Here is a 13,998-nt window from a genome sequence, read left to right on the forward strand (position 1 = left end):
CTGGTGGTGAGGGTGGCTGGCGGGCGGCGTTCGCCGTGGCTGCTGACGGCGGGCGTGCTCGGGAGGCTGCTGCGGTTGCGAGTCCGGGGCGGGGTGGGCCGGGGCGAGATACACAACAGCCTCCCGGCCGCGGGCATGCGGGTGGGGAGGCTGTTGGGTCGGAGGGTCAGGAGAGGGCGGAGCCGGCCTTGTATGCCGCCCAGGTGGTGTTCCAGTCGGTCCAGCCGTTGCCGGGCTCCATGTGGCGGGCGGTACCGGTGACGATGACTGGGTCGCCGCGGAGGGTCTGGTTGAAGTACCACTGGGCGTCCTTGAGGCTCATGCCGACGCAGCCGTGGCTGACGTTGGCGCTGCCCTGGCTGCCGGACGACCACGGTGCGCCGTGGATGAACTCGCCGGAGCTGGTGACGCGCTGGGCCCACTTCACATCGGGGATGTTGTAGTACTCGGGGTCGCCGGGCTTGAGGCCGACGGTGGCCGCGTCCATCCGCTTCACCGTGTACTTCTCCATGATCACCTTCACGCCGCTGCGGGTGGTGAAGCCGTCCTTGCCTGCGGTGATCGGGATGGTGCGGGCGAGCTTGCCGTTGATCGTCACCGTCATCTTGTGGGTCTTGACGTTGACGTTGCTGACCACCGACTTGCCGATGTTGAACGCGATCGTCCGGCCGGAGGTGCCCCAGGTGTTGTTACCGGCGTTGACGCCCTGGGTGTCGATGTTCACGGTCACCTTGGTGCCGGCCGGCCAGTAGTTCTTCGGGCGGTAGTTGACCTGCTTGCTGTTCACCCAGTGCCAGCTGCCGTCGACCGGGACCGACGTCTTGACCGACAGCCGCTTCTCGACCGCGACGCGGTCCTTGACCGGGTTGTTCCAGAAGATCTGGATCGGCAGCGCGACGCCGACGGTCTCACCGTTCAGCGGGACGACCGAGGCCTTGAGGCTCTTCGACGCCTTCAGCGTCTTGAAGGTCGAGCTGATCGGCACGGTGGCGCCGTCGGTGCCCTCGGCCGAGCCGGTCACCGTGTACGACGCGCCGGGCTTGAGCTGCGGCTGCGACGTCCACTGGGTCTTCTCGGTGTTGAAGCTGCCGGTGACCTTGTCGCCGTCGTCGTCCTTCAGCGTGATCGCGGTCAGCTTGCCGGCCGTGGTGGTCACCGTCACCGGCTTGTCGGGCTGCACCGCGGTCGCGCCCTTGGCGGGCACCACGGCGATGTTGGCCGCCGCGGCGGACTCCGACGGGGTGCTCGAGGCATCTGGGGTGCTCGAGGCGCCTGGCGTGTTGCTCTGCGACGTCGACGCACCGGGTGTCGACTGCCCGCCGCCACCGCCGCCGTCGGCCTTGGTGTCGCTACAGGCCGTCCCGGCCAGCAGCAGGACGCAGATTCCTGCCACGGCAAGGCCGTGCTTCCTCACCGAACCGCTCACCATTCCCCAGCTCTCCCCTGTTTAGTCAAACCGCGGTAAGGGTAACCTGCCGCAGCGACAATTCTGTGCATCCGCACGCCACCGTACCGGTACGGACCACAACCCTCTGTACCCGTGGGCACTACTGAAGACGCACGAAAACGCCGCCCGGTTCGTTCCCGGACGGCGTTTTTCGTACGACTCTCAACTAGTGAGCGTGGTCACCGCGGTAGTACTCGAAGATGAACCCGCTCAGCGTCACGATGCCGATGCCGCAGCCGGCGATGAACAGCCACCAGCCGAAGACGACGCCGAGGACGACCACCGACAGCGTCAGCGCGCACCACAGCGGCCACCAGGAGTGCGGCGGGAAGAAGCCGAGCTCGCCGGCCCCCTCGACGATCTCCGCTTCCTTGCGGTCCTCCGGCCGGGCGTCCATCCGCCGGGCGGTGACGCTCAGGTAGAACGCCACCAGCAGCGACAGGAAGAACGTCATCACCAGCGCGGTGGTGCCGGTCGGGTCCTCCGACATCAGCCAGTAGATCGGCGTGACGACGAGCACGAACACACTCAGGATCCCGAAGACCCAGGCTTCGACCTTCACGCCTTGTCCTTCCCCTCGGTCCCGTCAGTTCCGTCGACCTGCTCGATCAGGTGCTCGACGCGGCCCTGGTCCTCACCTGCGTCCAGCAGGTTGTCCTCGCCGGCCCGGTTGTCCGGGTACTCCGCCAGCGCGATGTCGGCGTGGTGGAGGTCGAACGCCGGGGACTCCGAGCGGATCCGGGGCAGCTTCTCGAAGTTGTGGCGCGGCGGCGGCGAGCTGGTCGCCCACTCCAGCGACCGGCCCCAGCCCCACGGGTCGTCGACGCCGACCAGCGGGGTCTTGCGGGACTTGTAGATGTTGTAGAAGAACGGCAGCATCGACGCGCCCAGGATGAAGGCCCCGACGCTGGACACCTCGTTCAGCGTGGTGAAGCCCTCGTTGGCGCCGTACGACGCGTAGCGGCGCGGCATGCCCTCGACGCCGAGCCAGTGCTGCACCAGGAAGGTGGTGTGGAAGCCGACGAACAGCAGCCAGAAGTGCAGCTTGCCGAGCCGCTCGTCCAGCATCCGCCCGGTGAACTTCGGCCACCAGAAGTAGAAGCCGGCGAACATCGCGAACACCACGGTGCCGAAGACGACGTAGTGGAAGTGCGCGACCACGAAGTACGAGTCGGACAGCTGGTAGTCCAGCGCCGGCGACGCCAGGATGACGCCGGTCAGACCGCCGAAGAGGAAGGTCGTCAGGAAGCCGATCGACCAGAGCATGGGCGTGTCGAACGACACCGACCCGCCCCAGATCGTGCCGATCCAGTTGAAGAACTTCACACCCGTCGGGACGGCGATCAGGAACGTCATGAACGAGAAGAACGGCAGGTTCACCGCGCCGGTGACGAACATGTGGTGTGCCCACACCGCGACCGAGAGGACCGCGATACCGAGGGTCGCGCTGACCAGGCCGATGTAGCCGAAGACCGGCTTGCGGCTGAAGACCGGCAGGATCTCGGTGACGATGCCGAAGAACGGCAGCGCGATGATGTATACCTCGGGATGCCCGAAGAACCAGAACAGGTGTTGCCAGAGTATCGGCCCGCCATTGGCCGCGTCGAAGACGTGTGCCCCGAGTGTTCGGTCCGCCTCCAGCACCAGCAGCGCCGCCGCCAGGATCGGGAAGGCGATCAGCACCAGGATCGACGTGACCAGGATGTTCCAGGTGAAGATCGGCATCCGGAACATCGTCATGCCGGGTGCGCGCATGGTGATGATCGTGGTGATGAAGTTGACCGCGCCGAGGATCGTGCCCAGACCGGCCATCCACAGGCCCATGATCCACAGGTCACCGCCGATGCCCGGCGAACGGACCGCGTTCGACAGCGGGGCGTAGGCGAACCAGCCGAAGTCGGCCGCGCCGCCAGGGGTGAAGAAGCCGCTGATCGTGATCAGGCCGCCGAACAGGAACAGCCAGTAGCTGAACATGTTCAGCCGCGGGAACGCGACGTCCGGGGCGCCGATCTGGATCGGCATGATCTCGTTCGCGAAGCCGACGAACAGCGGGGTCGCGAACAGCAGCAGCATGATCGTGCCGTGCATCGTGAAGAGCTGGTTGTAGACCTCTTCGTTCACGATCTGCAGGCCCGGCTTGGCCAGCTCGGCGCGGATCAGCAGCGCCATCACGCCGCCGATCAGGAAGAACGCGAACGACGTGACCAGGTACATGTGCCCGATCAGCTTGTGGTCGGTCGTGGTCAGGTACTTGACCAGCAGCTCGCCCTTGGTGCGCCGCCGGGGCAGCGCGGTGGTGCTGCCGATGGCGCCGGTGCGCTCGGCGAAGTCCGTCACTTCTCGCCCCCTGTACCGGGAATGGTGGTGGCGTCGCCGCCACCGGTTGCGGCGCCGGTCTGGCCCTTGGCGGCCAGCTCGCGCAGGTGTGCGTCGTACTCGTCGCGGTTGACCACCTTGACGCTGAAGACCATCCGGCTGTGGTACAGGCCGCAGAGCTCAGCGCACTTGCCGGCGAAGGTGCCGGTCTTGGTCGGGGTCAGCTCGAACTTGTTGGTCTTGCCCGGGATGACGTCGAGCTTGAAGTAGAACGACGGGACCCAGAAGGAGTGGATGACGTCCGGCGAGGTCAGGTCGAAGTGCACCGACTCGTTCACCGGGAGCCACAGCGTCGCGGGCTTGTCCAGCGTGCCGGTCTCCCAGACGCCCTGCTGCCCGTCGACGGTGTCCTTGTAGTTGAAGGTCCACTGCCACTGCTGGCCCACCACGTTCACGGTGTGCTGCGCGTCGGCGCTCATCTTCGTGACCTGGTTGCCGTGCTCGACGGTGTAGAAGAAGAGCACGCCGATGATCGCGAACGGCGCCAGGGTGTAGAGCACCTCGAGCGGCAGGTTGTAGCGCACCTGCCGGGGTGCGTCGTCGTTGCGCTTGCGGTACCGCACGACGACCCACAGGATCAGGCCCCAGACCATCACGCCCACGATCAGGGCGGCGATCCAGGCCCCGATCCAGAGACTGCGGATGGCCTCGGTCCGGTCCGATGCGCCCTCGGGCAGACCGAGTCGTTTCCACTGCTCAGTGGTCGCCGTCGAGCAACCGGTCAGCAGCAGGGTGCCCAGCACCACTGCACTGCCGACCAGCAGGCGACGCTTCGCCGGCCGTGTGGCGCCGGCAGAACCTGCCGGTCGCTCCTCCACTCCGGGCGTGCCGTTCGAACCCACGGGGCGCCTTTCCCTTCCCAAGTGAGACTGACGACCAAACACTACTGGACACCTTTCGCGTCTCTGCGCATAGGTAGGGCTTAGCGTTTCCCGTGTGAGCGAGCGTACGTATCTGGACGCCGCGTCGGCCGAGCCGATGCACCCCGCGGCACGGGAGATGTTGCTCTCGGCAGTCGATTCCGGATGGGCCGATCCGGCGCGTCTGCACCACGAGGGCCGGACGGCGAGACTGCTGCTGGACAACGCCCGCGCGGTGCTGGCCGAGGCGGTCGGGGCACGGCCCGACGAGCTGTACCTGACCACCTCCGGGACGGCGGCGATCCAGGCCGGTCTGACCGCTCTCCGGGCCGCTCGTCGCCGGATCGGGACCACTGTCGTCCATACGGCCGTCGAGCACTCAGCCGTGCTGCACAGTGCCGGGGCGGAGGGGGTCGAGGTCGGGGTGGACGCTCGGGGCCGGGTGGACCAGGAGGCGTTCAAGGACGCGGTACGGCGGCCTGGCGTGGCCGTGGCCGCGGTTCAGTCCGCCAACCACGAGGTCGGCACCAGGCAGCCGCTCGCCGCGATCGCGCGGGACTGTGGCGACGTACCGCTGTTCGTGGACGCGTCGGCGTCCGTGGGGCACGACGCGGTGCCGGAGGGGTGGTCGGCGCTGGCCGCCAGTGCGCACAAGTGGGGCGGACCGGCCGGTGTCGGGTTGCTGGCTGTGAAGAAGGGCACGCGGATCGCACCGGCATGGCCGATGGACGAGCGGGAGGACGGCCTCTCCCCCGGGTTCCCGAACGTACCCAGCGCACTGGCCGCGGCCGCCGCGCTGCAGGCCCGGCTGGCTGAGGCCGAGGAGCTCGGCAAGCAGCACAGGGCCTGGATCGACGAGGTACGGAGCCGGGTGGCGGCGGACATCCCCGACGTGGAGGTCGTGGGTGACCCGACGGACCGCCTGCCCCACATCCTCACGTTCTCCTGTCTGTACGTGGACGGTGAGGCGCTGGTGACCGCACTGGACGCGGAGGGGTTCGCCGTCTCCAGCGGCTCGGCCTGTACGTCGAGCACGCTCCGGCCGTCTCACGTCCTGGCGGCGATGGGCGTGCTCACCCACGGCAACGTCCGTGTCTCTCTGGGACGCGACACCAGTCACGGCGACGTCCAGCGGTTCTGTGCGGTGCTGCCCGGGATCGTGCGGCGGATCCGGGCCGAGGTGGGGATGTGAACGTGGACCTGGACTGCACCGGCCTGCTCTGCCCACTCCCGGTGATCAAACTGGCCAAGACGCTACCGACCGTTGCCGTCGGCGACACGGTCACCGTGCTGGCCGACGACCCGGCCGCAGCGACCGACATCCCCGCCTGGTGCCGGATGCGCTCCCAGGAACTGGTGTCGGCCGGCGAAAACCAGTACGTCGTACGGCGGGTCAGCTGACACACTGCGCCGCGTGACCGACTTCGCGCACAAGCCGAAGCTCACCGGGGACCTCGTCGTCCTGCGGCCCGTGAACGAGGGTGACTACGAAGCCCTCGCCGCCGCGATGGAGGACCCGGATGTGGCGCGTCTGACCGGCAGCCACGGCGAGATCGGCGAGGAGAAGGCCCGCGAGTGGTACCGGACCCGCAAGGACCAGACCGACCGGCTGGACCTTGCGATCGTCGACAAGGCCTCGGGCGTCGTCGTCGGCGAGGCTGTGCTCAACGAGTGGGACCCTGACAACCAGTGCTGCAACTTCCGGATCCTGATCGGCCCGTCCGGCCAGGGCCGGGGTCTCGGGACCGAGGCGACCCGGCTGATCGTGGGCTACGGCATCGAGCAGCTCGGCCTGCACCGGATCAGCCTCGGGGTGTACGCGTTCAACCCGCGCGCCCAGCGGGCGTACGAGAAGGCCGGCTTCACCGTCGAGGGCGTCCTGCGGGACGCGCTGCTGTGGGACGGCGAATGGGTGGACGAGATCGTGATGTCCGTCCTGGCCCAGGACTGGGTACCGTCGGAGGGTGATCCGAGCTGACCGCATCGCTGTGCTGACCGGAGCCGGTATCTCGACCGCGTCGGGAATCCCGGACTTCCGGGGGCCGCAGGGGGTGTGGACGAAGGACCCGGCGGCCGAGGCGATGTTCGACATCGACGAGTACGTCGCCAGTCGCGAGGTGCGGGTGGCGGCGTGGAAACACCGTCTCGCGGTGCCGACCTGGACCGTGGAGCCGAACCCGGGCCATCTGGCCCTGGTCGAGCTGGAGCGGCAGGGTCGCCTGACCGGCCTGGTGACGCAGAACATCGACGGGCTGCACCAGAAGGCCGGCTCGTCGCCGGAGCTGGTCCATGAGCTGCACGGCAGCGTCCGCTACGTCGACTGCCTCCAGTGCGACCGGCGGATCCCGATGGCCGACGTACTCCCCCGGCTCGAGTCAGGCGACGAGGACCCGGCCTGTGAGGTCTGTGGCGGCATCCTGAAGTCCGCGACGGTCTCCTTCGGGCAGGCCCTCGACCCAGTCGTGCTGGACCGGGCTGTCGCGGCCGCTGAGTCAGCTGACCTGTTCCTGGCCATCGGCACGTCGCTGCAGGTCTATCCAGCCGCCGGCCTCTGCGACGTCGCGCTGAAGGCCGGGAAGCCGCTGATGATCCTGAACGCGCAGCCGACGCCGTACGACGAGCACGCGACGACAGTGCTGCGTACACCGATCGAGACCACACTCCCGGACCTCGTGACCTTACCGTGATCTTCGAGCCCTCCTCACGGTAAAGGGCGGCGGCTAGCGTCCCCGGCAGATCAGTTGGCGGGGAGGGGACCGTGATGCGCGGGTTCAGGCGTTGGACGGCAGGTTTCACTGCGGCTGCGGTGGTCGTACTCGGACTGGGTACGGCGACACCGGCCCCGGCACAAGTAGCCGCGGACAGGGTCATCACAGTGGCAGGCTCGCTGCAGAGTGAGCTCGGCTGCCCGGGCGACTGGGACCCTGGCTGCGACGCGACCAGCCTTGGCGCGGCCGCGCCGTACACGAAGGTGTTCGACGTACCGGCGGGGTCGTACGAGTTCAAGGTCACGGTCAACAAGAGCTGGGACGAGAACTACGGCGCCGGCGGCGTGCTCAACGGCCCGAACATCCCGCTGCGGATCGAGGGCCCGGCCAAGCTCGAGTTCAGCTACAACGACACCAGTCACGTCGTCACGGTGAAGCCGGTGAATCTGGCCGGACCAGCCGTCACGGCAGCCGACCGTGCGTTGGCCACGCCGAGCCTGCGGCCGGACCTCACCAAGGAGCGGTTCTACTTCCTGATGGCGGACCGGTTCGCCAACGGCGACAAGTCCAACGACAACGGCGGCCTCACCGGCGACCGGCTGACCACCGGACTGGACCCGAAGGACAAGGGCTTCTACCACGGCGGCGACCTGGCCGGTGTGATCCAGAAGCTCGACTACATCAGGTCCCTCGGGACGACGTCGATCTGGCTGACGCCGTCGTTCAAGAACCGCCCGGTGCAGGGCTCCGGCGCTGACGTCAGCGCCGGGTACCACGGCTACTGGATCACCGACTTCACCCAGATCGACCCGCACCTGGGCACCAACGCGGACATGAAGCAGCTGATCGACCTCGCGCACCGCAAGGGCATGAAGGTCTTCTTCGACATCATCACCAACCACACCGCGGACGTGATCGCGTACCAGTCCGGCCAGTACGGCTACATCCCGAAGTCGACCTCGCCGTACAAGGATGCCAGCGGCGTCGCCTTCGACGACAAGCAGTACGCCGGCGGCGACACGTTCCCGCCGCTCGACCGGAACGTGAGCTTCCCGAACGTGCCGGTCTTCAAGACCTCGGCCGACGCGACCGTCAAGGTGCCGGCCTGGCTGAACGACCCGACGCTGTACCACAACCGCGGCGACTCGACGTTCGCCGGCGAGAGCGCCGAGTACGGCGACTTCGTCGGGCTGGACGACCTGTTCACCGAGCAACCGCGGGTCCGCGACGGCATGATCGACGTCTACAAGACCTGGGCCGAGTTCGGTATCGACGGGTTCCGGATCGACACCGTCAAGCACGTCAACATCGAGTTCTGGCAGAAGTTCTCGCCGCAGATCCTGGCCGCGGCGCAGTCCGCGGGGTCGAAGGACTTCTTCATGTTCGGCGAGGTCTTCGACGCCAACCCGCAGTTCATGTCGACGTACACGACCAAGGGTGCGCTGCAGGCCACGCTCGACTTCGGGTTCCAGCAGAACGCGGTCGCGTACGCGAAGGGCGACCCGAGCACCAAGCTGCAGGACTTCTACGCCGACGACGACTACTACACCGACACGGACTCGAACGCGTACGAGCTGCCGACGTTCCTCGGCAACCACGACATGGGCCGCGTCGGCACATTCTTGAAGCAGGGCGGCGCGTCCGGTCCGGAGTTGCTGTCACGGGACAAGCTGGCGCACTCGCTGATGTACCTGACCCGCGGCCAGCCGGTCGTCTACTACGGCGACGAGCAGGGCTTCACCGGCCCGGGCGGTGACAAGGACGCACGGCAAGACATGTTCGCGACCCAGACCGCCGACTACGCGGACGACGAGGTCGTCGACGGCACCGGTACGACGACGATCGGCAGCAAGGACCGGTACGACGTCAACGCGCCGATGTACAAGCACATCGCCGACCTGGCGAAGCTGCGCGCCAAGTACCCGGCCCTGTCCGACGGCCGGCAGGTGCACCGGTACTCGTCCAAGTTCAACGGGCTGTACGCGTTCAGCAGGCTCGGCAGCGACAACGTCGAGTACCTGGTCGTCGCGAACAACTCGACGACCGCTGCGTCCGCCACTGTGCCGACGTACGGCTCCAACACGTGGCTGAAGCCCGTCTACGGGGGCTCCAAGGCGGTGAAGACCGACCGTGAGGGCAGGGTCGTCGTCAGCCAGGCCCCGCTGTCCGTGACGGTCTACCAGGCCCAGAACAAGGTCCCCGCGCGCACGAAGGCTCCCAGCGTTTACATGAGCTCGCCGGAGCTCGGCGCGACGGTCGGTGGGCGTGCTGAGATCGCGGCCGCGGTTCCCGCGAACACCCCGGCGACTGTGACGTTCGGCTACCGGCCCGTGGGTACGACGGAGTGGAAGCGCCTCGGTGCGGACGACAACGCGCCGTACCGCGTCTTCCACGACGTCTCCGGCCTGCCGAAGGGGACACTGCTCGAGTACCGCGCGGTGCTGCGCGATGTCTCAGGCAACTACTCCGTCTCCGGCTCGTACGGCGTCGTGGGCGACGCTGCCGCACCGGGTGGTGGCGGTGGTGGTACCGGCCCTGTCGTCCAGCCTGCCAACGTGTCCGTGCCTGGCGACCACAACAGTGAGATGGGCTGTCCCGCCGACTGGTCGCCGGACTGCGACCAGGCGCAGCTGACGCTGGACCCGAAGGACAAGGTCTGGAAGGGCACGTACACGCTGCCGGCCGGCGAGCACGCGTACAAGGCGGCCATCAACAAGACCTGGGACGAGAACTACGGCGCCGGCGGCGTGCAGAACGGCGCGAACATCTCGTACACCGCGCCGAACGGCCCAGTCACCTTCTACTACGAGCACGGCCGGCACTACGCCACGTCCACAGCGCAGGGCCCGATCATCACAGCGCCCGGGTCGTACCAGTCCGAGCTGGGCTGTCCGGCCGACTGGGATCCCGCCTGCATGCGACCCTGGTTGACCGACGAGGACGGTGACGGGACCTACACCTGGTCCACCAGCGAGCTGGAGGCGGGCAACTATGAGGCGAAGGTCGCGCACAACCTGTCCTGGGACGAGAGCTACCCGGCGAACAACGTGCCGGTCTCGGTGCCGAGCGACGGCCTGGTCGTCACGTTCTCGTACGTGCTCGCGACCCACCAGTTCACGGTGACGACGGCGAAGCCCGGCGCACAGCCGGACCTGAGCCAGGCGAAGGCGTACTGGCTCGACCGCGACACCCTCGCCGTACCGGCGGTCGCCCACCCCGAGCGGTACCGGTGGCAGCTGCACTGGTCGGACACCGGCGCGCTGAAGGTCGACGCGAACGACATCGGCGGCTCGTCGGCCGCACTGCGCTACGACACCACCGAGGTGAAGCCGGGCTACACAACCCTGCGTCTGGACAACGGCGACGTCGCCAAGATCCTCACCGGCCAACTGGGGCTGGCCCAGTACGACGACACCGGCCGCCTCCTGGACGCAACCGGCGTACAGATCCCCGGTGTCCTGGACGACGTCTACGGGAGCGCGACAGCGCGCTCGTACGGCGTCACGTGGCAAGGCGCCGCACCGACCTTCACGCTGTGGGCGCCGACGGCTCAAGACGTGAAGCTGCTGATCGGATCGTCGACGGTCCGCATGCGGCGAGGCGACGACGGAGCCTGGTCCGTCGTCGGACGGCCGTCGTGGAAGAACGCGCCGTACCGCTATCAGGTGACGGTCTATGCACCCAGCACCGGCGAGGTGGAGACGAACGTCGTCACGGACCCGTACTCGGTCGCGTTGACCACGGACTCGGCGTACTCCGTCGCGGTCGATCTGAACGACCCGGCCGGAAAGCCGGCGCTCTGGTCCAAGACCCCTTCCCCGAGGCTCGCCCGTGGTGTCGACTCCACGATCTACGAGCTGCACGTCCGTGACTTCTCCATCAACGACGGCACAGTGCCTGCCGCGCACCGCGGCTCCTACCTGGCCTTCGCCGACGAAGGCGACGGCACCAAGCATCTGCGCACACTGAAGGCGGCGGGCCTCAACACGGTGCACCTGTTGCCGACGTTCGACATCGCGTCGATCCCTGAGACCGGCCAGCAGACACCGGCCTGTGATCTCAAGTCCTACGCCCCTGACTCCGACCAGCAGCAGGCCTGCGTGACAGCCGTGGCTGCGAAGGACGGGTTCAACTGGGGTTACGACCCCTTCCACTGGCTGGCGCCGGAAGGCTCGTACGCCACGCAGAAGGACGGCCTGGCCCGGGTCTCCGAGTTCCGCACGATGGTCGGCGGGCTGCACAAGTCCGGTCTGCGCGTCGTGCTCGACCAGGTGTTCAACCACACGCCGGCCGCCGGCCAGGCCCCGACGTCGGTGCTCGACCGGATCGTGCCCGGGTACTACCAGCGGCTGAACGCGACCGGCAAGGTCGAGACCTCGACCTGCTGCAGCAACATCGCGACAGAGCACGCGATGGCCGAGAAGATCATGGTCGACGGCACCGTGAGCTGGGCCCGCAACTACCACGTGGACGGCTTCCGGTACGACCTGATGGGTCACCACACGAAGGCGAACATGCTGAAGGTCCGGGCCGCGCTGGACAAGCTGACGCTCGCCAAGGACGGCGTGGACGGCAAGTCGATCTACCTGTACGGCGAGGGCTGGAACTTCGGCGAGGTCGCGGACGACGCACTGTTCGTCCAGGCCCGGCAGGGCAACCTCGGCGGCACCGGGATCGGCACGTTCTCCGACCGGCTGCGGGACGCGGTCCGCGGCGGCGGGCCGTTCGACGACAACCCGCGGATCCAGGGCTTCGGCTCCGGCGAGGCGAGCGACCCGAACGGCGACCCGGTGAACGGTACGCCGGCCCAGCGCGCGCAACGACTTGCCCACGACACCGACCTGGTCCAGCTCGGGCTGGCCGCCAACCTACGGTCGTTCAGCTTCACGTCGGCGGAGTCCGGACAGCCGGTCCGCGGCGACCAGGTCGATTACAACGGCCAGCCGGCCGGGTACGCCGACCAGCCGGACGAGGTGATCACCTACGTCGATGCCCACGACAACGAGACGCTGTGGGACTCGCTGACGTACAAGCTCCCGGCCGGCCTGCCGATGGCGGACCGGATCCGGATGAACACCTTGTCGCTGGCCACGACCGCGCTTGCCCAGACGCCGTCGTTCTGGCACGCCGGCGCGGACATGCTGCGCAGCAAGTCGCTGGACCGCAACTCGTACGACTCCGGCGACTGGTTCAACACGCTCGACTGGACCGGCGCCGACAACGGCTTCGGCCACGGCCTGCCGCCGAAGCCCGACAACGAGGCCAAGTGGCCGTACATGAAGCCGCTCCTCGCCGACCCGGCGCCGAAGCCGTCGGCGACCGATGTGGCGACAGCGTCCGCGGCAGCAGCCGACCTGCTGAAGCTCCGGTTCTCCACTCCGTTGTTCCGGCTCGGTTCGGCCGCGCTGATCAACCAGAAGCTGAGCTTCCCGCTGAGCGGTGCGACGCCGGGCGTCATCACCATGCGCATCGACGACACGGTCGGCGCTGACGTCGACCCGTCGCTGAAGGGCCTCGTGGTCGTCTTCAACTCCACCAACGCCGCGGTCACCCAGCAGGTCCCGGGCCTGACCGGCGCCAACCTGTCCCTGTCCCCCGTCCAAGCAGGCGGCTCGGACCCGGTCGTCAAACAGACCACCTGGTCGTCCGCGACGGGCACGGCGACCGTCCCGGCCCGCACGGTCGCCGTACTGGTCCAGCGTTAAGGGACCCGGACGACCAAGGCCGACGGATCGACCTCCGCGGTCAGCGAGGTGCCCTCGCTGACCGCGTCGCCGTCGAGTTGGCGGCGGACCGTCCGGTCGGCGCGGACCTGGACGCGGCGGCCGGTGAAGCGCTCGACGTGGCGTTCGCGCCAGGACTTGACGACGAGGCCCAGCGCGAGCCGCGGCCAGTGCGTGATCCGGCGCGGCGCGAGCACGACGACGTCGATCGTGCCGTCGTCGGGCTTGGCGTCCGGCAGCAGCGGGATGTTCGCCTGCAACGTGCCGACGTTGCCGATCACCACGGTGCGTGCACGCCGGCGGACCGGCAGCTCGTCGTCGACCGTGATCGTCACCCGGACCGACGGGTGGTTCAGGTTCTTCAGCGTCGACACGACGTACGCCGCCCAGCCGACCCGCTTCTTCAGGTCGTCGGGCGCGTCCTCGATGATCGCGGCGTCGAGACCGAGACCGGCCATCACGACGAACCGGTCGGTGGTCAGCTGGTCGCCCTCGACCAGCACGCTGTCGATCCGCTGTTCCGAGCCGTCGAGCAGCTCGGTCAGCGCGACGTCGAGGTCGAGCGAGATGCCGAGGTTGCGCGCGAGCAGGTTCCCGGTGCCGCCGGGCAGCACGGCGACGGGGATCGCGGTGCGGGCGAGCTCGGCGCACACCACGCGCACGGTGCCGTCACCGCCGGCGACCAGCACGAGGTCCACCTGTTCGTCGATCGCGCGGCGGGCCATGGTGACGCCGGCGTCGTCCTCGGTCGTCTCCAGCCACAACGGCTCGTCGAGGCCCCGTTCGGACAGGGCGGTTTCGACGATCTTGCGGAACTTGTCGCCGTCGACCTTCACCGGGTTCACGATCACGGCTGCCCGCTTGGCAGAACTCACCTGATATTT

At 68.1% G+C, this 13,998-nt stretch carries 10 protein-coding genes; 5 read left to right on the forward strand and 5 right to left on the reverse strand.

The annotated features are described in order from the left end of the window. Nucleotides 1-166 precede the first annotated feature (166 nt). From ABZW60_RS24175 to coxB, 4 genes are all read right to left on the reverse strand, one after another. Nucleotides 167-1,414 carry an Ig-like domain-containing protein gene (locus ABZW60_RS24175; protein ID WP_355480299.1) on the reverse strand — a complete coding sequence of 416 codons (1,248 nt, stop codon included), beginning with the start codon at nucleotides 1,412-1,414 and terminating at the stop codon, nucleotides 167-169. Between the two features lie 199 nt (nucleotides 1,415-1,613). Continuing rightward, complete coding sequence (locus ABZW60_RS24180) at nucleotides 1,614-2,009, reverse strand: cytochrome c oxidase subunit 4 (protein WP_355480301.1); 396 nt, start codon at nucleotides 2,007-2,009, stop codon at nucleotides 1,614-1,616. Next, nucleotides 2,006-3,784, reverse strand: a complete 1,779-nt coding sequence (ctaD, locus tag ABZW60_RS24185) for a cytochrome c oxidase subunit I (protein WP_355480303.1) — start codon at nucleotides 3,782-3,784, stop codon at nucleotides 2,006-2,008. The genes ABZW60_RS24180 and ctaD overlap by 4 nt, the downstream gene beginning before the upstream one ends. Further along, nucleotides 3,781-4,566 (reverse strand): cytochrome c oxidase subunit II, encoded by a 786-nt coding sequence (gene coxB / locus ABZW60_RS24190; RefSeq protein WP_355480305.1) that lies wholly within the window; start codon nucleotides 4,564-4,566, stop codon nucleotides 3,781-3,783. The genes ctaD and coxB overlap by 4 nt, the downstream gene beginning before the upstream one ends. A 193-nt stretch (nucleotides 4,567-4,759) precedes the next feature. On the opposite strand from coxB, the gene ABZW60_RS24195 reads away from it, so the two are divergent. From ABZW60_RS24195 to pulA, 5 genes are all read left to right on the forward strand, one after another. Beyond that, a complete protein-coding gene (locus tag ABZW60_RS24195; protein WP_355480307.1) occupies nucleotides 4,760-5,875 on the forward strand; it encodes an aminotransferase class V-fold PLP-dependent enzyme in 1,116 nt (371 codons plus the stop codon). After that, nucleotides 5,872-6,084, forward strand: coding sequence for a sulfurtransferase TusA family protein (locus ABZW60_RS24200; protein WP_355480309.1), 213 nt, complete (start codon nucleotides 5,872-5,874; stop codon nucleotides 6,082-6,084). The genes ABZW60_RS24195 and ABZW60_RS24200 overlap by 4 nt, the downstream gene beginning before the upstream one ends. A 13-nt stretch (nucleotides 6,085-6,097) precedes the next feature. Then, on the forward strand, nucleotides 6,098-6,661 hold the full coding sequence (locus ABZW60_RS24205) for a GNAT family protein (RefSeq protein ID WP_355480311.1): 564 nt from the start codon (nucleotides 6,098-6,100) through the stop codon (nucleotides 6,659-6,661). Then, the gene (locus ABZW60_RS24210; RefSeq protein ID WP_355480312.1) at nucleotides 6,648-7,370 is read left to right on the forward strand and encodes a Sir2 family NAD-dependent protein deacetylase; all 723 of its coding nucleotides are present in this window, start codon (nucleotides 6,648-6,650) and stop codon (nucleotides 7,368-7,370) included. Before ABZW60_RS24205 ends, ABZW60_RS24210 begins: the two co-directional genes overlap by 14 nt. Before the next feature lie 188 nt (nucleotides 7,371-7,558). Next, entirely contained in the window at nucleotides 7,559-13,096 is a 5,538-nt protein-coding gene (gene pulA, locus ABZW60_RS24215; RefSeq protein ID WP_355480314.1) for a pullulanase-type alpha-1,6-glucosidase, read from the forward strand. On the opposite strand, the gene ABZW60_RS24220 is transcribed toward pulA, so the two are convergent. Continuing rightward, complete coding sequence (locus tag ABZW60_RS24220) at nucleotides 13,093-13,989, reverse strand: diacylglycerol kinase family protein (protein ID WP_355480316.1); 897 nt, start codon at nucleotides 13,987-13,989, stop codon at nucleotides 13,093-13,095. The genes pulA and ABZW60_RS24220 overlap by 4 nt on opposite strands. Nucleotides 13,990-13,998: the final 9 nt, after the last annotated feature.

The organism is Kribbella sp. NPDC003557, from assembly GCF_040610805.1.
Lineage (GTDB): Bacteria > Actinomycetota > Actinomycetes > Propionibacteriales > Kribbellaceae > Kribbella.